The organism is Roseburia sp. AF25-13LB (assembly GCF_003478915.1).
In the GTDB taxonomy this organism is placed as follows: domain Bacteria; phylum Bacillota; class Clostridia; order Lachnospirales; family Lachnospiraceae; genus Roseburia_C; species Roseburia_C amylophila.
In genome coordinates this window covers 102,220-120,910 of record NZ_QUFO01000005.1, presented here as the reverse complement: position 1 = coordinate 120,910, position 18,691 = coordinate 102,220, and the positions used below count along the sequence as shown (strand labels likewise).

At 37.4% G+C, this 18,691-nt stretch carries 14 protein-coding genes and 1 CRISPR repeat array; all 14 genes read right to left on the bottom strand.

What is annotated here, in order from left to right:
* Positions 1 to 7 precede the first annotated feature (7 nt).
* The gene (locus DWY37_RS09020) at positions 8 to 1,333 is read right to left on the bottom strand and encodes an enhanced serine sensitivity protein SseB (protein ID WP_117698215.1); all 1,326 of its coding nucleotides are present in this window, start codon (positions 1,331 to 1,333) and stop codon (positions 8 to 10) included.
* A 111-nt stretch (positions 1,334 to 1,444) separates the two neighbouring features.
* Entirely contained in the window at positions 1,445 to 1,963 is a 519-nt protein-coding gene (gene nrdG, locus DWY37_RS09015) for an anaerobic ribonucleoside-triphosphate reductase activating protein (RefSeq protein ID WP_117698216.1), read from the bottom strand.
* 18 nt (positions 1,964 to 1,981) lie between these two features.
* Positions 1,982 to 4,144, bottom strand: a complete 2,163-nt coding sequence (nrdD, locus tag DWY37_RS09010; protein WP_117698217.1) for an anaerobic ribonucleoside-triphosphate reductase — start codon at positions 4,142 to 4,144, stop codon at positions 1,982 to 1,984.
* Between the two features lie 433 nt (positions 4,145 to 4,577).
* Positions 4,578 to 5,795 (bottom strand): iron-containing alcohol dehydrogenase, encoded by a 1,218-nt coding sequence (locus tag DWY37_RS09005; protein ID WP_117698218.1) that lies wholly within the window; start codon positions 5,793 to 5,795, stop codon positions 4,578 to 4,580.
* A 131-nt stretch (positions 5,796 to 5,926) separates the two neighbouring features.
* Positions 5,927 to 7,069: an LCP family protein gene (locus tag DWY37_RS09000; protein WP_242986147.1), complete on the bottom strand. Its 1,143-nt coding sequence runs from the start codon at positions 7,067 to 7,069 to the stop codon at positions 5,927 to 5,929.
* Positions 7,070 to 7,233: 164 nt separating this feature from the next.
* Entirely contained in the window at positions 7,234 to 8,559 is a 1,326-nt protein-coding gene (locus DWY37_RS08995; RefSeq protein ID WP_118541283.1) for an RNA polymerase sigma factor, read from the bottom strand.
* A 143-nt stretch (positions 8,560 to 8,702) separates the two neighbouring features.
* Positions 8,703 to 9,476, bottom strand: coding sequence for a CAP domain-containing protein (locus DWY37_RS08990; protein ID WP_117698222.1), 774 nt, complete (start codon positions 9,474 to 9,476; stop codon positions 8,703 to 8,705).
* Positions 9,473 to 9,616: a hypothetical protein gene (locus DWY37_RS15815; protein ID WP_158552062.1), complete on the bottom strand. Its 144-nt coding sequence runs from the start codon at positions 9,614 to 9,616 to the stop codon at positions 9,473 to 9,475. Before DWY37_RS15815 ends, DWY37_RS08990 begins: the two co-directional genes overlap by 4 nt.
* Before the next feature lie 199 nt (positions 9,617 to 9,815).
* Positions 9,816 to 10,268, bottom strand: coding sequence for a GNAT family N-acetyltransferase (locus DWY37_RS08985; protein WP_117698223.1), 453 nt, complete (start codon positions 10,266 to 10,268; stop codon positions 9,816 to 9,818).
* Between the two features lie 111 nt (positions 10,269 to 10,379).
* A complete protein-coding gene (locus DWY37_RS15810; RefSeq protein WP_158552139.1) occupies positions 10,380 to 10,538 on the bottom strand; it encodes a hypothetical protein in 159 nt (52 codons plus the stop codon).
* 80 nt (positions 10,539 to 10,618) lie between these two features.
* Positions 10,619 to 12,630: a CRISPR direct-repeat array (repeat unit 36 nt; unit sequence GTTTTACATCTTTCTGAATTAACAAAGCTCTCAAAC).
* Positions 12,631 to 12,690: 60 nt separating this feature from the next.
* The gene (gene csn2, locus DWY37_RS08980; protein ID WP_118544489.1) at positions 12,691 to 13,362 is read right to left on the bottom strand and encodes a type II-A CRISPR-associated protein Csn2; all 672 of its coding nucleotides are present in this window, start codon (positions 13,360 to 13,362) and stop codon (positions 12,691 to 12,693) included.
* Positions 13,359 to 13,655, bottom strand: a complete 297-nt coding sequence (cas2, locus tag DWY37_RS08975; RefSeq protein WP_243092107.1) for a CRISPR-associated endonuclease Cas2 — start codon at positions 13,653 to 13,655, stop codon at positions 13,359 to 13,361. Before cas2 ends, csn2 begins: the two co-directional genes overlap by 4 nt.
* 13 nt (positions 13,656 to 13,668) lie before the next feature.
* Positions 13,669 to 14,541 (bottom strand): type II CRISPR-associated endonuclease Cas1, encoded by an 873-nt coding sequence (cas1, locus tag DWY37_RS08970; RefSeq protein WP_118542448.1) that lies wholly within the window; start codon positions 14,539 to 14,541, stop codon positions 13,669 to 13,671.
* Complete coding sequence (cas9, locus tag DWY37_RS08965) at positions 14,538 to 18,596, bottom strand: type II CRISPR RNA-guided endonuclease Cas9 (protein WP_118544490.1); 4,059 nt, start codon at positions 18,594 to 18,596, stop codon at positions 14,538 to 14,540. Before cas9 ends, cas1 begins: the two co-directional genes overlap by 4 nt.
* Between the last annotated feature and the right edge of the window lie 95 nt (positions 18,597 to 18,691).

Here is an 18,691-nt window from a genome sequence, read left to right as displayed (position 1 = left end):
CTGCAATTTACAATCTCAGAAAAGTCTTTTTATAAAATGGTGCAACCTCACCAATCAGCTCCATTGCCTTTTCGTCTGCTTCATGCATATCAAGACGCATATAGCCAAGGGACGGCTTTACAGCTTCAGCAATTCCTTCAAAGACGCTCTTTCTCTCACCCTTAAACTCTACAACCAGCAAATAACTAATGTCATCCTTACGTTCAATCTTCGTTACCAGATATGCTTTCTTAATATTCTTCTGTTTCTTCATATATTCACTGAGTATCTGTTTCAGTTCATCCGCCTCCGCAATTGGCTCACCAACAAATACACCCGTTTTCTTTTCAACAAGATTGCCAGATGCCATCTCAGCTTCCTGCCTCTTATAGCGTTTGAAATAACCTATAATAATTTTCTTCCGGTTCTCTTCTACCCGAAGTTCCATACTGCCCGGATTGATTACAAAATCTCGCTCTCCCGAAATCTTCATCAGCTGATCAAAACTGACTTTCTGTCCCTTCCATTCCTTTACATTATAAATCTTCTGGAAACTCTGCCAGTCTGTATACACCGGCATCCACTGTGCTCCATTGCTATCCTGTAACAATGCAAACTGAAGGGCTGTTCCCTTTTTTCCGTCTGCATCCTTTTCTTCCTTCGGGTCCTCTACCACTTTTACCGGACATAAGAATTCCCCGCGGACTACCTCTTTTAACATACGGTCACATAAGAACTGCTCCGCACGTTTCCACTGTTCATCTTTCTTTTCTTCAAATAAAATCTGTCTGTGTCTTGCCATTGCAAGAATCAGAGCCGGATTTACAACCGGAATCTGTGCTTTGGAAAGCTCGGAAAAATCCGGTGGTGGAAGCAAATCATCTCTTTTTAATCTGCAGGAATAGCTTCCCACATCCAGTATCAGATCTTCCATACCCCACCAGTGGAGGTTTGCCCAGAAGAACATCTGCTTGTCTCCTCTGATTCCTTTTAATTCCAGTTCTACATTCTGCTCTTTATAATGTTCTATTGCCTTTTGGGCAAATTCTTTCGTTGAAAAGATTAATACACTTCCGTCCCCCATAACACGCGGGTAACCGGTATGCTTGTCCCATGCGCAGTAAAGCTCTTTGCATCCCTTTATTTTATCTGCCAGAATCTTGTTAAACACTTCTATCTTCTTTAAAAAGTTATCTGCCACAAAGGTTTTCTTCTTATGATGTACTTCTGCAGAACGAATCAGAAATTCCAGTTCCTCTAAAGTAAGCTTTGCAAGCTCCTGTTCATCCGGCATTTCATAATTCAAAAGATGGGTCTCTAATAATTCTTCTTTACGCTCTTTACTAATTTCCATGTTCTTCTCCTATATCTTTCCTTAAAACAATCACGTTATTTCTATTTTAATATAAAAACACTATAAAGTAAAATAGAATCCTTCCGGATTCTACTTTATCTTTCACGCAGTTTACATCAGTTCTTCAATGACTCCTGTTTCATTGTATTTTCTGCAGTCAATGACACGCTGATTGGAAGAACCTTTGAATTTTAATGTAATATCATATAGCTCTGCCACATAAGGGCCATCCACCAGCACATCGATTAAGGATAATAATTCTTTCGTATCCTCGGTATATCTTCTTCCCTCCGGTACCAAATCCTTATCCAGTACATATCCGGTATATGCCCATATGTCTTTTTCCGGATGTTCCGTCCGCACCCGCTTGATAAATGGAAGCAGTGCATGCTGGTTTTCCGGTTCAAAAGGGTCTCCTCCCAAAAGAGTCAGTCCCTTGATATAGGGAGATTCCAAAGATGCAAGAATTTCATCTTCTACTTCTTTTGTAAATTCCTCTCCATTTTTAAAGTCCCATGTTTCCGGCTGAAAACACTCTTTACAGTGGTTCCGGCAGCCGGATACAAACAGCACCGTTCTTACACCGGTGCCGTTCGCAATATCATTATATTTAATCGCTGAATAATGCATTTTCTTTTCACTTTCTTTTTATAAGTGAAGTACACGCTCCTTGATTTCCTGGGTTCTTCCCTGATTCCAGAACTGGGAACCAATATAACCACAGGTACGTCTTGCCACGTTCATCTTATCCTGGTCACGGTTGTGGCAATGCGGGCACTCCCATACTAATTTTCCATCATCATCTTTTACAATCTGAATCTCACCATCATAGCCACATACCTGGCAGTAATCGCTCTTGGTATTTAACTCTGCATACATGATATTCTCATAGATGAATTTCATTACAGATAAAACAGCATCCAGATTATCCTGCATGTTCGGAACTTCCACATAGCTGATTGCTCCACCCGGTGAAAGTGCCTGGAACTGGGATTCGAATTTCAGCTTGGTAAATGCATCAATGTTTTCGGTTACATGCACATGATAACTGTTGGTAATGTAATTCTTATCGGTAACACCCGGAATAACTCCGAAACGTTTCTGTAAACATTTTGCAAATTTATAGGTGGTAGACTCAAGCGGTGTCCCATATACGGAGAAATCAATATTTTCTTTCTCTTTCCACTCCTTGCAGGCATCATTTAACCGCTGCATTACCTTTAAGGCAAATGGTGTTGCTGCCGGGTCGGTATGTGGTTTTCCAGTCATATATCTGGTACATTCGCAAAGTCCTGCATAACCCAGTGAAATAGTAGAATATCCACCATATAAAAGCTTGTCTATGGTCTCGCCTTTTTTCAGACGGGCAAGTGCTCCGTACTGCCAGAGAATCGGTGCCACATCAGAAGGTGTCCCCTTCAGGCGGTTATGACGCGCCATCAATGCACGGTAGCAAAGGTCCAAACGCTCATCAAATAGCTTCCAGAATTTTTCAAAATCTCCGCCGGAAGAGCATGCCAGATCTACCAGATTCAAGGTTACCACGCCTTGATTGAAACGACCGTAGAACTTCGGCTTGCCAGCTTCATCATGATATACGGTAAGGAAGGAACGGCAGCCCATACAGGTATAGCAGTTGCCATCTTTTAATTCCTTCATTTTCTTCTCAGAAATATAATCCGGAACCATACGCTTTGCAGTACATTTTGCTGCTTTCTTAGTCAGATAATAGTATTCCGAATCCTCATGGATATTATCCTCTTCCAATACATAAATCAACTTTGGAAATGCTGGTGTAATCCATACGCCATCCTCATTCTTAACACCCTGATAACGCTGGTCCAGCACTTCCTCTATAATCATGGCAAGGTCTTTTTTCTCCTGCTCATTCTTTGCTTCGTTCAGATACATGAACACGGTTACGAATGGGGACTGTCCGTTGGTAGTCATCAGGGTTACTACCTGATACTGGATAACCTGTACGCCCCGCTCGATTTCTGCATGAAGTCTTCTTTCCACAATGCTGTTAATCTTCTCTTCGCTCAGCTCCACATCGCTCTCTTTTAATGTCTGCACCAGCTCTGCATGAATTTTCTCACGGCTGATCTGGACAAATGGTACTAAATGTGCCAGTGAAATACTCTGTCCGCCATACTGGGAGCTTGCCACCTGAGCAATAATCTGGGTTGCAATATTACACGCTGTAGAGAAAGAATGTGGCTTGTCAATTCTGGTTCCGCTGATAACGGTTCCGTTCTGTAACATGTCCTCTAAATTTACCAGATCACAGTTATGCATATGCTGTGCAAAATAATCTGCATCATGGAAATGGATAATTCCCTGTTCATGTGCCTCTACAATATCCTCCGGGAGAAGGAATCTTCTGGTAATATCCTTACTCACCTCACCAGCCATATAGTCACGCTGCACGCTGTTTACGGTTGAATCCTTATTGGAATTCTCCTGTTTTACTTCTTCATTATTACATTCAATCAGACTTAAAATCTGTTCATCCGTAGAGTTGGACTTACGTACCAGGGCACGTTTATAGCGGTAAGTAATGTATTTCCGGGCAACAGAAAAAGCCCTCTTGTCCATTAACTGATCCTCCACTAAGTCCTGAATATCTTCTACATTCAGGGCATGGTTGGCATCCTTACAGGAATCCTCTATATATTGTGCAATCTCCTTAATCTGGTCTGCAGTCAATCGTTCCGCTTCCACCACCTCATGGTTCGCTTTATTGATTGCAATAATAATTTTTGAAATGTCAAAAACAGCCTCTGCGCCGCTTCTTTTAATGATTTTCATTGAAATCCTCTCCCATAAAAAATAGTCTATTCGCATAAAATCGACACAAAACTGTACTAGATTTTGTGTCGAATCTCTTCAACGCATATACAGTATACCATATCTTGTGTTTTACGCAAGGGGAATATACAAGATTCGTGAATTTTTTTCAGAAAAATTTTTTTAGAATTTAACGCTTTTTTCATAATCTGGACAATTATTTTTCACAAAATCCGGGTATACTACAAATATCAATAGAGAACAGGTTCATCCCCCAATGTCTTGTCTCTCTATTTGATAAAACTTTTTTCATAAATTTTCATAACTCCCCTTTGTACCCCCGCAGTGCTGTGGGGGTATTACCTTTGTAAAACCATTTTTCAGACTGTAAAAACCCCGTCTCAAATATCAATGCGATATCGAAACGGGGCTTACTTCATTTTTAATCTATTTTTTAGAAATCTACTTCTGTGTCATAGTAACAGCATTTCAGCAGTTTTTCCATTTCTTCCTGACTTGGCTGTCTTGGGTTGGAGCCGGTGCAGGCATCCAAAATTGCATTGGCTGCAATCTCAGGCAGTCTCTCTAAGAATACTTCTTCCGGTACAAAGCCCTGCTCAGCCGGATAGCTGTCCGGTCCGTAGTTCTTAATACAGTGCGGAATATTCAAGTCATCATTCATCTTACGCAGGTACTGGATTAAAAGTGCGACTTTCTCGTCCAGTGTCTCTCCGCCAAGCTTCATAAAATCTGCAATCACGCCATAACGTTTCTTTGCAGTCTCATCCTTTGCATTAAATGCAATAACCTTCGGCAGATACATGGCATTAGCTGCGCCATGAATAATATGTGCACCGTAGTCGGCAAATGCGGCACCGGTCTTATGTGCCATAGAATGTACGATTCCAAGCAGTGCATTGGAAAATGCCATTCCAGCCAGACACTGGGCATTGTGCATGGCATCACGTTTTGCCATATCTCCGTTATAGGAATCAATCAGATCATGCTGAATCATTTCGATAGCATGGAGTGCCAGCGGGTCTGTATAATCACTGTTGGCAGTTGAAACATATGCTTCAATTGCATGCGTCATCGCATCCATTCCGGTATGGGCTACCAGCTTCTGCGGCATGGTCTCTGCCAGTTCCGGGTCAACGATTGCTACGTCCGGTGTAATCTCAAAATCCGCAATCGGATATTTGATTCCCTTCTCATAATCCGTAATAATGGAAAATGCAGTTACTTCTGTTGCAGTTCCTGAGGTAGAAGAAATTGCACAAAAATGTGCTTTCTTTCTTAATTTCGGAATTCCAAATACCTTACACATGTCTTCAAAGGTAATATCCGGATATTCATATTTAATCCACATTGCTTTTGCAGCATCAATTGGTGAACCACCACCGATTGCTACAATCCAGTCCGGTTTGAACTTCTCCATAGCGGCAGCACCCTTCATCACGGTCTCAACAGATGGATCCGGTTCAATTCCTTCAAACAGTTCCACTTCCATACCTGCTTCTTTCAGATATGCCTCTGCTTTATCCAGGAAACCAAACCGTTTCATGGAGCCTCCACCAACACAGATCATTGCGCGCTTTCCTTCGAAGTTCTTCAGTGCCTCCAATGCACCTTTGCCGTGGTATAAATCTCTTGGTAATGTAAATCTCTGCATTCGTAATACCTCCTTGATAATCATTGTATATTTACTGATATATTTTTATCATAACACAATAATATACAAAAGGTAACTGGATTTTTCTTATTTTTTGTGAAATTTTTATAAAATTTGGTTATATTTTCCTCTTACTTTGTTGTTTCAGCAGCAGCCGCATCCTGCACCAGCGGATTCGTATCCCGGGTAGTATCTGCCGCCGTCTTTCCTGTCCTGTTGCTTACTGCCTTGCTGATTTCTTTCACCTTATCTGTCGTTTCATAATCCTCTACATCAAATAAATAGCGGTGCAGCAAATCTACATTAGTCTCCAAATCCGTTGGTACAACTACTGCTCCGATGGATTTTTCCATCATCTTGGTGTCTAACTGGAATGGCCAGCCCTGGGTATCTGCAAGCTCATACTCTTTGACATGGGCTGCAAGTCCCAATATCTCTGTGGTAGAAAGGCTGGTAGAAATGTCCGGAAACAGCTTGTCTACCAAATCATTTAAAGTAAGGATGTCTGCCTGCTTTGCTTTTTCTACAATCTTTCCTACTACAATACGCTGGCGCTCGGTCCGACGGAAATCGTCTCCGCCGCTCATTCGGTCGCGGCAATAGGCAAGTGCCTGTATTCCATTGACCTGCTGCACGCCCGGTCCGGAAACCGGCTTGCCATGGGTTCCCATGACTTCATTCATTTCATCAATCCAGATATGCATATTGCTGGCTTCTTCCTTGGTAATATCCAACTCTATTCCACCTAATGCATCCACAACTTCCATTACCGCATTGAAGTCTACGGATACATATTCGGTAATATTCAAATCCAGATTCTTATTTAACGCCGCTACTGCACCGGTCGGTCCTCCCTTGGCATAAGCTGCATTCAGTTTCCGCAGGCTGTCTTTATCATCTACTGCCAGAAAGGAATCCCGGTATACGGATACAAGCTTCACTTCCTTGGTATCATCATTGATACTGGCAATCATGATACAGTCGCTGTTTCCACTTTCATAATTTCCACTGCTCCGGTTGTCAATTCCAAAGATAGCTATATTGGTATAATTATCTAACACTTCCTGGGTCTCGCTGTCTATATTAATATTCAGCTTCTTCGCGTCTAAGGAACCGGTATTATTGATTTTATTCAGCTTACTCATTACATAAAATACTACCAGCAAAATGAGTATCACTAATACTTCTACAATAAAAAGTATCAGTTTTCTCTTTCTTCTCTGCTTTTTTCCAACCTTCTTTTTCGGACCTGTCTTCGCCTTCTGCTTTTCCATGCCCATAGTTCCTCCTTACTTTGATATACTTATACTCCTTAATCCGGACTGTTTTTCCGCAGCCTATTAATTCAAATATATCTTACTGGAATTGGTTGGTCAATGTCTCACAGACAACCTTAAGAATCAGTTCCATAAATTTAACGAAATCTTAAGTTTTCGTATTAATCAAAAGCAGAACTCTTTCCATTATACCAATGATCCCACATGGCATCATTTACCACAACATACTGTCCGTTATAAATTGCAATGGCATGGGTACCGCCATCCAGTGTAGAGCCAATGATAAGAAGCTCATCCTCATAACCATCTACATCATAGGTAACTTCTTTAATAATCTGTGTCATATCCCAGTCTGCATAAATCGTTCCCTTGACACCGTCAATCCAGCAGGTTGCCTTTACTGGCTCGTCCCAGAATTCAAAATAGTCTTTATCATTACGCACGGAACTTGGAAGCACAGATTCCGGAATATCAGCATATTTTTCACTTCCATTTTCATCCTCTGGTGCATCCGTTGTCTCTGTATCCTCACCCACGCCATCTATTGGCTGGTCTGCATTTACCGGAACTTCTTCTACTGCCGGAACATTTTCCTGTGCGGTCGTATTTTTATCATTTGATTTATTGTAGCTGATGACACCAACTGTCACTGCACTTGCTATAGATGCCGTTGCCACGATTCCAATTACCGCTTTTCCAGCTGCAGTTGACAAAAATGATATCTTTCTTGCTGTGCCTGCGGCTTTTACCGCTGTTGAGGCTGCAGTTTTTCCTGCACCATATGTACTCTTTGCTATACTTTTTCTACATTCACTTAATAAAAGCTGGGTGGATGGCTCCGCCGCAGATACAACCATTTCCTTTTTCAACAGATACAGCAGTAACGGCATTGGTGCAATACTGTAAAGCTTGTATCCCTTCTTCTGCAGTTCCTCTGCCTTTGTCTTGATATTATTCCTGCCATAACGCAGTCTTGATTTCACTGTAGCTTCCGGGCAGCCCAGCTGTTCTGCAATTTCTTTTGTGGTAAGTCCCTCTAATTCAAAGGCAATTACCACCAGACGCTGCTCGTCAGACAATGCATCGATCAGCTCATGCACCAGCTGTCTGGTCTCTTCTTTCGTATATTCTAATTCCGGCTCATTTTCCCAGACGCTTACTGCCTGATCCATGATTTCTGCATCTTCTTCCTCACCACTTTCCATGCGTAAATCAAGCGGTGTATGATTGCGTTTTTCCAGTTCATTTTTTGCTGTATTTACCACAATCTGTGCTAACCAGGAATCAAACTTTTCCGGTTCTTTTAGTTTATCCAGATTTTTCCACGCCCGTATGTATGCTTCCTGCAAAACATCTTTTGCTGCCTCTTCATCTTTCACATATTTTAAAGCCAGATAATATTTATTATTTTTTGTTGTATCATAAAGAAATTCAAATCCCATCGAATCTCCATTACATGCTTTTTCAACTGCCTGTGTATATGTCATTTTCTTTTCCTTCTTTCTTCCTTATTTCTCATGTGTTTTTCCTATAATGCCTGATTTCTTAAAATTTTAACAGAAACAGCTCTTCCACCGAAAGCACATTTCCATCTTCTATTCTCACCAGTCATGACTGTCAATATACTCATTTAAAGCTGCTTCTGCCTCCGGTCCATAGGCATTGCAGGATAACGTTCCATCGCTGTTTTCACTTTCTTCCAGTGCAAAATTTTCCACTGCATGTGGATTCTATATGCGCTTCCCGCAGAATTTAATGCTATGTTTTCTCCATAATTGCCACAGCCATTATGGGAAAAATCTGATACAATTGCCTGTGCTCTCTGGCATGCAAAATTGTATATGTCCTCATCCCAGGTAAGTGCATTGAGGCCTGCTGCTATTCTCTCTGCATTCACATAAGACCACACCTCTTCGGCCGCACTTCTGTCAAAACCATCCGGATGAACCTCCGGCATATCAATCCATGTTCCTTCATTGACATCATATATCATTCCGTCATGTGGCGGCTTATTTGAATCGGTTGTATCTGCTACTGTTGTATTCTTTTTCTTACCGCTTTTATTTTTATCTGACTGGTCTGTCTCCTCTGTCTTTCCTTGCTTTGTTCCCGTCTCATTTTCTCCCTCTGTATTTTCTCCCGCTGTATCTTCTTCTACCCCATGTTCCGGTTCTAAATTTTCAGTTCCTTCTGTCTTCTGCGCCAATCTGACTGTTTCAATAGCTGTTTCTGCAGCATTTTCTACTATAACTTTCACCCTCTTCTGTGGTGTTTTCACTGCTACTTTTTCTTTTTCCGTAGTCGGACTTCCCTTTGCTTCTGTTACATTGCTACATCCTGTTAAAGCGATTGTTGCTGCCATCAGGACAGCAAGTGCAATATATCCAGGTGTTCTCATTTTCATCCTAATCTTTCACCTTCCTTTTTGTGATTTGTTCTGTTCATAATCTGTTTGCGAACCGAGCAATCCGTATCCTCATTCATTTCAAAATTCTGCATGTCCTTATGCATCAGCAGCACAAACCATTTTATTATGTTTTTCATCTGTCCTTCCTCCCTTCTATTAAGTAAGACAGGAGGGAGTGGAAAAAAGATTTAAATTTTCAAAAAATTTTCAAAAAAAATAAGAGCAGTCTGTGAAACCACTCTTATTGCTGTTGCCAAGCATCCATAAGAAGCTGCCCATGCAGGTTCTGTAGATTAATATTTTGTATTCTTTTCTGAATTATATTGGCATGTTTATTTAAATTTTATACTGCATGAAATTGTCATTATGCACAAATCCAAAATCGGTATATAACTTGACTACCATATCAGATGCCGTAATTTGTACTGTTCCACATCCATATTCCCTGGCATCATTTACAACACGGGATAACAATTCCTTAGCTATCCCCTTTCTTCTATAATCCGGATTCGTAAACATACTGGACAATAAACCAATTTTGCCACTAGGGCATCCGAAATATGGCGGTTTCTCTACGAATGACATTCCACTTGTTCCAACAATATTTTCCCCATCAAACGCAAGCCATGATACAAATGTTCCATCCTTCATATGACGCGTATAGTACTCTTTCAGCGCAGGAAACAAATCTATTTTCTCTTTTGCTCCTTCTTCTCTTAGCTGATTTATTCTCATATTGATAAAAATGTTAAGTTCTTTTTCTGTAAGTCTTTTATATTCTATTGGCATATTGTTCTCCTTGACTTTTATGTGTATATTTTAATTAATAAAAGCAATCATGTAACAAAACGCAAAATGAGAACAACTTTCGCCATTCTCATTTCCACATAATTTCAATTACTAATCTTCTATACTATCTTTTGTATCTTGGATTAAATCGCTGAGAATTTTTTTAGCATTTTCAATGTCATTATTCTCAAATTCCTTTTCCATTGCCTCTAATTGTCTCATAAGATTTCGCAGATAAGCTTTAAAAATTGCCTTATGTTCATTACTCACTTATTACCACCACCTTTCGTTTTTTATATCACCCAACAGCAAAGTTCTCAAATCAGGGTATCGGCATAATAAGGTACTTTGTTTTATAACTCTACAAATTAACAAAGCTCTCAAACAGGTGTAATGTCAATTGCAATTCATCCACTGTTTTACATCTTTCTGAATTAACAAAGCTCTCAAACGAGCCAAGGGAGAGAAGAGAGCAGAGAGAGGTTTTACATCTTTCTGAATTAACAAAGCTCTCAAACTACTTCGTCCGGGTCTATTAATGCAGTAAAGTTTTACATCTTTCTGAATTAACAAAGCTCTCAAACTACTTCGTCCGGGTCTATTAATGCAGTAAAGTTTTACATCTTTCTGAATTAACAAAGCTCTCAAACTACTTCGTCCGGGTCTATTAATGCAGTAAAGTTTTACATCTTTCTGAATTAACAAAGCTCTCAAACAAAGCGGCGAAAGCATATCAAACCTCATGTGTTTTACATCTTTCTGAATTAACAAAGCTCTCAAACATATTTAGCTTTGATTTGTTCCATTTGTGCGTTTTACATCTTTCTGAATTAACAAAGCTCTCAAACTAACAATCCGTGAATATGCCACGCTCCGTGTTTTACATCTTTCTGAATTAACAAAGCTCTCAAACTTGAAAACTTCGCTTTTGTTGGATTCAAAAGTTTTACATCTTTCTGAATTAACAAAGCTCTCAAACTAGCGTTCCATCCGCATTATATATATCATAGTTTTACATCTTTCTGAATTAACAAAGCTCTCAAACCGTGGTAAAGTGTTAACGTGTTAACGCACTGTTTTACATCTTTCTGAATTAACAAAGCTCTCAAACTATCAAAGTTGTACCGGAAAGAAAAGGCAGTTTTACATCTTTCTGAATTAACAAAGCTCTCAAACGCACCACATTCGCAATCACCGTTATTTTCGTTTTACATCTTTCTGAATTAACAAAGCTCTCAAACTCCAGACCATCCATTGATGGTTATATCATCGTTTTACATCTTTCTGAATTAACAAAGCTCTCAAACATATATATGAGGTGATTTTATGATAAGAGAGTTTTACATCTTTCTGAATTAACAAAGCTCTCAAACGAAGGCAATGGACAGGTTTACCAATATGATGTTTTACATCTTTCTGAATTAACAAAGCTCTCAAACAATTAAGAGGAACAGGCGGTATGGGAAGTAGTTTTACATCTTTCTGAATTAACAAAGCTCTCAAACCAATAATGGAATCATGTATCAGAAGCTCTGGTTTTACATCTTTCTGAATTAACAAAGCTCTCAAACATTGATAAGACTGGTAAAAAATATGTAACAGTTTTACATCTTTCTGAATTAACAAAGCTCTCAAACGGAATGTGGTTTTATTACAAATTACCATGAGTTTTACATCTTTCTGAATTAACAAAGCTCTCAAACTGCATTCTCTATCACACTGCCAATCTCCAGTTTTACATCTTTCTGAATTAACAAAGCTCTCAAACTTAAACCTTATTGCAACATATGGACTTAACGTTTTACATCTTTCTGAATTAACAAAGCTCTCAAACTCACAGGGGCAGAAATGCCACAAGAAGCCAGTTTTACATCTTTCTGAATTAACAAAGCTCTCAAACTAAGACGCAAACCGCCACGCTAAAGCATCAGTTTTACATCTTTCTGAATTAACAAAGCTCTCAAACATTGGTCCTAATGACATAGAAAAAGATGGGGTTTTACATCTTTCTGAATTAACAAAGCTCTCAAACTTGTTGGTGTCCTTTATGACAAGGACGCTTGGTTTTACATCTTTCTGAATTAACAAAGCTCTCAAACATCATAGAAAGTAAATCAATTAACAAATCCGTTTTACATCTTTCTGAATTAACAAAGCTCTCAAACATACGGATTTAGGATATATCCATAATTTCAGTTTTACATCTTTCTGAATTAACAAAGCTCTCAAACTCAAAGGTTATCCTAGTAATATCAGTGGTAGTTTTACATCTTTCTGAATTAACAAAGCTCTCAAACAACCGCCCATTCAATAAAATTAATAAACTGTTTTACATCTTTCTGAATTAACAAAGCTCTCAAACCTCAAATTGCTTTAAGGTCATCTCCGAGCTTATACTATATTGCGAATATAGTGTTAATTCTTACAATTCAATTATACATAAATCATCATCAATTATCCAGCCTTTTTCACCTTCCATATGCGGTGATAGTGTTGGTTCTATGACAACTATATAAATTTTATTATACATTGCAAACTGATAAAATTGCATGGTCTCTTCCGTTGAAAAATAGTACTTCAAATTCGGAATCACAAATATATCAATTCCACATATTTGATTCATGAGTTTTATATATTGGAGCATTTTTTCAAGTAACGAGTCACATTCCACATCCGTTTCTACTGATATCGCTTTCATTAAGCTTGATAAATCAACTTCAAAATTATATTTTAGATTATATGGTACCGTAGAAATGAGTTTATCAAAATATTCCATCAATTCCTGTTTAAAACGTATGCTTTCTTCTTGTAATAGTGCATCATTTTGATATGTAAGTTCCTGATACAATTTGGAGATAATTTTACGATCATTGGTATTAATATTAAAAATATTATAAATGCACTCTATCCTCTGTGACATTTTCAGTTCCTTATCCCCATCTGACAAAATAAAATTTCCCGTTTCTCCTTTATACTGTTTCCACAATTCTTCCAGAATATTTCTATACGTCAAATGATTCTCTATTGATAAAACCAGTATCTGATTCTCCATTAAATCAAATTCCAGATTATATAAAGTATTTACTAACTTCATAAAATCACCAGCCTTTCGTCCGTATCCAATACCAGAGACTTATTTTCTCCTACCACATATTCCATCTTTGCAAACTGCTTTTCAGTCACTCTTAATATTTGCACCAGTCCTTCTCCCGGTTTATTCTTCCGGATACTCTCCTGAACAACCTCTGCTACTCCTGTATTTTGAACTAATTTGCAATACACCGATTCCTGCATCATAAAAAAACCTGCTTTTAACAAGTACTTTCTAAATTCTCTATAATCCCTGCGCTGTTTTTCAGTTAGTACCGGAAGATCAAACAAAACCATTATTCTCATATACCTATAACTCATCTTTATAGAACTTAATCAATGAAATATCGCCCTCATTTAATGCATCAAAAATACTCCGGCAGTATATTTTCATTGCATTGTTCACGCACTCCTTTCGTCCTGCTATTATCACCTCTTTTTGCAGCATTTTTAATATTTCAACTTTTTCATCATGTTCAAACTTATCTGGATGCATCGTTTTTACAAGATTATCCACTATCGGTCGAAATGGTTCCATTAAATCAGATGCCAAATTAAATTGATTAAAAATATTATCATGAAATAATCCAATCTGCGTAATATACCCATTTAGGGCTGTTTCTCTAGCACAAGTAGAAAGTAGTAAACTGTAGCCATAATTCAATGCAGCATTTATACTGTTTTCAGCTGTCCTTGTAAAATCCAAACCAAACAATGCATTAAAATAAACTTTTGCTGCATGCCCCTCTCTGTTTGTTGCGTCACCAAACTCAATCTGTGTAATATATTCATAAAGCATCTGAGCTTCCGTTCTATCCCATCTTTCAAGATTTTCAGCCTGTTTTCTGATTTTCTCAGTAACTATTTCCGTCCATACCGATGTTTTTATATCCTCCGACCACGCAATTTGTTTCCGCACTTTCATACTCGTGTCATGGCTTCCGTAATATGGAATTAATTCAGAGGAAGGATTTCTTTTTTCATCACAAAATACCACTTTTATTTTCTTTTTCGTCAACTCACAAAGTAATGCTGCAGTAAGAGAAACGGATGTCGTTTCAATCATCAATATAGAAATTTCACTAATATGTATTTTGACAACATCCTGATTTCTCACTATCAAATAACCCATCTGATAATCTAACTTCGCACTGCTTGAGATGACAACAGTCCGCCAGCTCATACCGTATGGAGATTGATTTTCTTTTCATACAATCCTGTTACAGATTGATTAATCAGATATATTTCTTCATCTCCAATTTTCTTACTTATCAACATTTTTCCACAATGTGCAGATTCGCCCAATAATGTCATATCACATTCACTTCCTAAAACAGCCGCTAATTGTAATATTTGACACAATACCGCACATTGCTCTTTGATTGATAAATTGCTAAACTTTTCACTGCCTTTTTCCAGCTTATCTCCAACAGGATTTGGTCTTTTTGAAAAAATACAATGTTTAAATTTCTGTATAAGTTCTGAATACAAAACCTCATTCTTTTCTTTTGTGATAATCTTATCTATAGTATCTTTTTCTTTGACTTTTTCCAGCTTTGAAATATATTTTATCCACTCATTTTTTAAGCATAAATTTACTGCATTCCGCACACTTAATTGATTTCCTGTTTTCCCGGTAATATAACAGAAATAACCATTCCTCTTTATTAAAGAGCCTATTTTTATCTTTTTAAGCCTTATATCTGCATCAACAAGTCCCAATATTTCGTCACAGTATTTTTTTAATTCGCCCGGTTTCTGTTCTATCTTTCGGGTCAAATACACCGGCACCGATTCAATTGTCCGGATTCGTTTCTTCTTTTCAGTATGTTCTACTAAAAAGAAATATGCACCGGCTACCTTCGTAAATCCTCCATATTTTGTAACATCCTGCATTTTATCATCTGATGACTTAAACGGAATATATCCCTCACCTTTAGCTTTTTTAGCACTGTAAAGAGTCTCATTTGCCAATCCGCCTTTTCCTTCAAAACTATATCGGGTCATCAACGGGGTATTTCTGCTTAACATCTTCTTTACGGTAGTTATTGTTCCTGCCTCTCCATCCTTTCTCTGTGCAATCCATGCCACTTCACCATTACGTTTTACATCCCAGTCAAACATTTTTGACAAATTATAATCTTCTTTATAATTATCATAATCTTTTTTTATAAAGTTAAGCGGATTTTGAGTAAATTTCACATAATATACATTTCCAACTACAATATTAAGATATGCGTCATGAGCATGATGGAAATCATTAACCAGACGGCTCTTCGGAATATCATCCCTTGTATGCCTAAATTCAGATACATTTGACGCCTTTGCATAAACAATCTTACTGCCCGGTAAAAGTTGTCGCAGTATATTTGCTACACCTTTTGTTCCCTGGCTGGTTTCTACCAGCTGTCTTGCAATAAATCCCGCTTTTTGTTCATCACTAAATGGATTTCTATCCATAAGACGATTATATTTTTCTTCTGTAATAAATCCAGATTTTCTAAGCTCCAGCCACATTTTTTTCTGTGATAAAAAGATTTCCTCCTCTATTGGGTAATGATCACTCTTATGCGCATTCTTTTCTTTGCAGACTAAAACCAGATTATTATCAATATTATCATCTTTCACAAAATGCCTTGGATAAATATGGTCTATATCATACAGATTATTATCGAATAAATCATCCAATTCTATATGCTTTCCAGTATACATACATCTTCCTTTTTGAGTGAGGTAAAGATACATTTTTTTACTTCTGATTTTTCCATCTTCCTCTGCATTAGCAATCACCTGCATCCAATCAGTAGTTTCATCTTTTACTTTTTTATATAATTCTTCAAATTTATTACGTCTGCTTGAAGTCCGGGTTTTATGTTCATCCGGTTTTCTTGTCATTTCAACAAATATACGCTCTGGTTCGCAGCCCAATACTTTAACCAACTCTTTAATCACGAGAATTGTCTGCCAAATCATTCTCCTTACCGGAGCAGAAAAATAATATTCATTCAAATCTTCCGCTTCAATCTCAGATAATGTTTTCAGCATTGTATTTTGATATTCTGCCAGGCATTCTTTATAGTTATATAAACTGCTATTTATAAGCTCCATTAAATTCAGATTATTGTTCCATAGTGCTCTGATAATACTTATTGATTCCCCTGTTGAAGTATCTGCTCCATTAAGTTCTAAAAATTTCTTTGATAAATTACCCCAATCTTTGAATTTAAATCCTAAAATTCTTTTAATCTGCTCTTCCGAAAGTTTATTTCCATATTTTTCTTCTATTCTAGCTTTCAGGAATTTTCTAGAATCTCCATAGACCGTACACCAAAATACTATGTCCTCTATCATTTTCTGAACACTGTCTTTAGAAATATCCTCACCAAATATCGGTTTGAATTTACCATATGTTGTTAATGCACTATTTATTGAAACATCCACTCCTGTAACCTGCTCTTCTGTTTCAATAATTCCTCTTGTATATAAGTATTTACATAACTGCTTCTTTGTTACTTTTTTCCCTTTTTGAAATACAGCTTTGTATATATCCTGCTTTAACTCAACCGAGATTCTCTCCCCATCAATCTTAATATTATTAATTTCATTAAGAACGCAATAGCTTTGATATTCCAGTGAAGCTTTCGGCAATACCTGTTCTCCGCTAATATATGTGCAACGCCGCACCATCCGTGATATAAATGCTTCTGATGTCGCTTTCATATCTATCTTCTCATCAATATTCCATGGTAAAACCTGTCCATCTTCTCGTCTTACAACCCAACCATTTCCTCCATTTTTGCCACTGTTTTCTGATGTTGGTCCTACATAATACGGTATTTGAAATGTAAAGAGTTTTAATATTCTTTCTGATACCGACAACCCTGTTTCATCCTTTTCCGTTAAAAATGGAAGATAATTTTCTGCATTTGAAAGTATTTTCTTCATTTCTCTTGCATGCACCTGATTTGGAATTACTCCGTTAGATGCTGTCAGCTGTTTCGGTAAAAATGTTTCATTTTCAATAGATGTAAGTATTTTCTGTACATTCTCATCTTCTTTTTGAGCATCTTTCAAAAGTTTCTTAATTTCCTTATACAATTCTTCCGAAGTTCTTTTATTTCCAACTCTTCTTTCCTTATTTTTTGAGTTATAAGATCCTACATATGATGCATAGGAACCATCTGCATCACTATTAAAGAACTTATCATATTCCTTCTTACCGCAATATTTCTTTATAACCTCTTTTAAAAGTTTCAAATCTTCTTTATGCTTTGTATATGACGCAACTCTTGCCTGTGATAAGTAATTATGTCCTTTCATAATACTTGCTAAAGATCCAATATCGAACATTTCTTTCATAGCCATAATAATTTCAAAATAATCTTCACCGATTATATTGGCAATTTCATCTGATTTTTCATCAAAAGTAGATTCTGAAAGACAGATATCAAGTTTAGTCACTTCTTCACTCTGTACATCTGGAAAAACAACACATGCATTGAATTTTAAACCACATAATCCTCTTATTAATTCCTTATATGGCTTGTTCTTTAAATCTACGTGCAATACCCCTGCAAGTTCTTCCGCTTTATGCGTTCTGCTCATATCTCTGCGGGACAAAATTGCTTCTATTTGCTTACAATCTATATCCTGACTCAAATGATATTCTGTTAATTCTGAAAGTAATTCTGTTAATTCAAAATACGCATTATCAATATTACTTTCACCGTTATTTTCACCTAATCCTGCATTTAAGAAATGACCACGGTGTTTAAACATATTCAGCAGTGCTAAAAAAACAAGCCTGACATCATGTTTTTCTGTACTGCTTATTAATTCATTTCTCAAATGATATATGGTTGGATACTCATTAAAATAATCCTTGTCCGTATAATTGCCATCATTAAAAATATTATTTTTATATCTTACTTCAACATCCTTATCTTCCTCATGATATTTACTATTCTCTAATCTTCGAAAGAAACTAGGGTCCACTTCACATATGGCATCATGAAAATAGTCTTTTAAAATGCCAATTCTAACCTGCTCTCTTTGTCTTCTCCTTCTGCTTATTCTGTGTGTACGCCTTTCAACTGCACCAGATGCCTCATTAAATTCACGTATTCCCCATAAATCTTTTCCTTTTGCTTTCAACAATCTGTACTCTGGATCAGTTGCTGCCCAACCCACAGAATTAGTTCCCATATCCAATCCCAAATAATACTTGAATGCTGTCATAAAATTTCCTCCTGATTTTTTATCATTTTTTTGTTGACTAAATTTGTTTACATGCTATAATAAAAGAGAATTAACAAAGCGAGTGCAAATAAGGT

Excerpts from the sequence above, each read along its gene's own strand:
- nrdG (WP_117698216.1), bottom strand. The coding sequence starts at position 1,963 with ATGCATTATTCAGCGATTAAATATAATGATATTGCGAACGGCACCGGT.
- DWY37_RS08985 (WP_117698223.1), bottom strand. The coding sequence starts at position 10,268 with ATGCCAATAGAATATAAAAGACTTACAGAAAAAGAACTTAACATTTTT.
- nrdD (WP_117698217.1), bottom strand. The coding sequence starts at position 4,144 with ATGAAAATCATTAAAAGAAGCGGCGCAGAGGCTGTTTTTGACATTTCA.
- DWY37_RS08990 (WP_117698222.1), bottom strand. The coding sequence starts at position 9,476 with ATGAAAATGAGAACACCTGGATATATTGCACTTGCTGTCCTGATGGCA.
- DWY37_RS08995 (WP_118541283.1), bottom strand. The coding sequence starts at position 8,559 with ATGACATATACACAGGCAGTTGAAAAAGCATGTAATGGAGATTCGATG.
- DWY37_RS09005 (WP_117698218.1), bottom strand. The coding sequence starts at position 5,795 with ATGCAGAGATTTACATTACCAAGAGATTTATACCACGGCAAAGGTGCA.
- cas1 (WP_118542448.1), bottom strand. The coding sequence starts at position 14,541 with ATGAGCTGGCGGACTGTTGTCATCTCAAGCAGTGCGAAGTTAGATTAT.
- csn2 (WP_118544489.1), bottom strand. The coding sequence starts at position 13,362 with ATGAAGTTAGTAAATACTTTATATAATCTGGAATTTGATTTAATGGAG.
- DWY37_RS09020 (WP_117698215.1), bottom strand. The coding sequence starts at position 1,333 with ATGGAAATTAGTAAAGAGCGTAAAGAAGAATTATTAGAGACCCATCTT.
- DWY37_RS09000 (WP_242986147.1), bottom strand. The coding sequence starts at position 7,069 with ATGGAAAAGCAGAAGGCGAAGACAGGTCCGAAAAAGAAGGTTGGAAAA.
- cas9 (WP_118544490.1), bottom strand. The coding sequence starts at position 18,596 with ATGACAGCATTCAAGTATTATTTGGGATTGGATATGGGAACTAATTCT.
- cas2 (WP_243092107.1), bottom strand. The coding sequence starts at position 13,655 with ATGGTTTTGTTTGATCTTCCGGTACTAACTGAAAAACAGCGCAGGGAT.
- DWY37_RS15815 (WP_158552062.1), bottom strand. The coding sequence starts at position 9,616 with ATGAAAAACATAATAAAATGGTTTGTGCTGCTGATGCATAAGGACATG.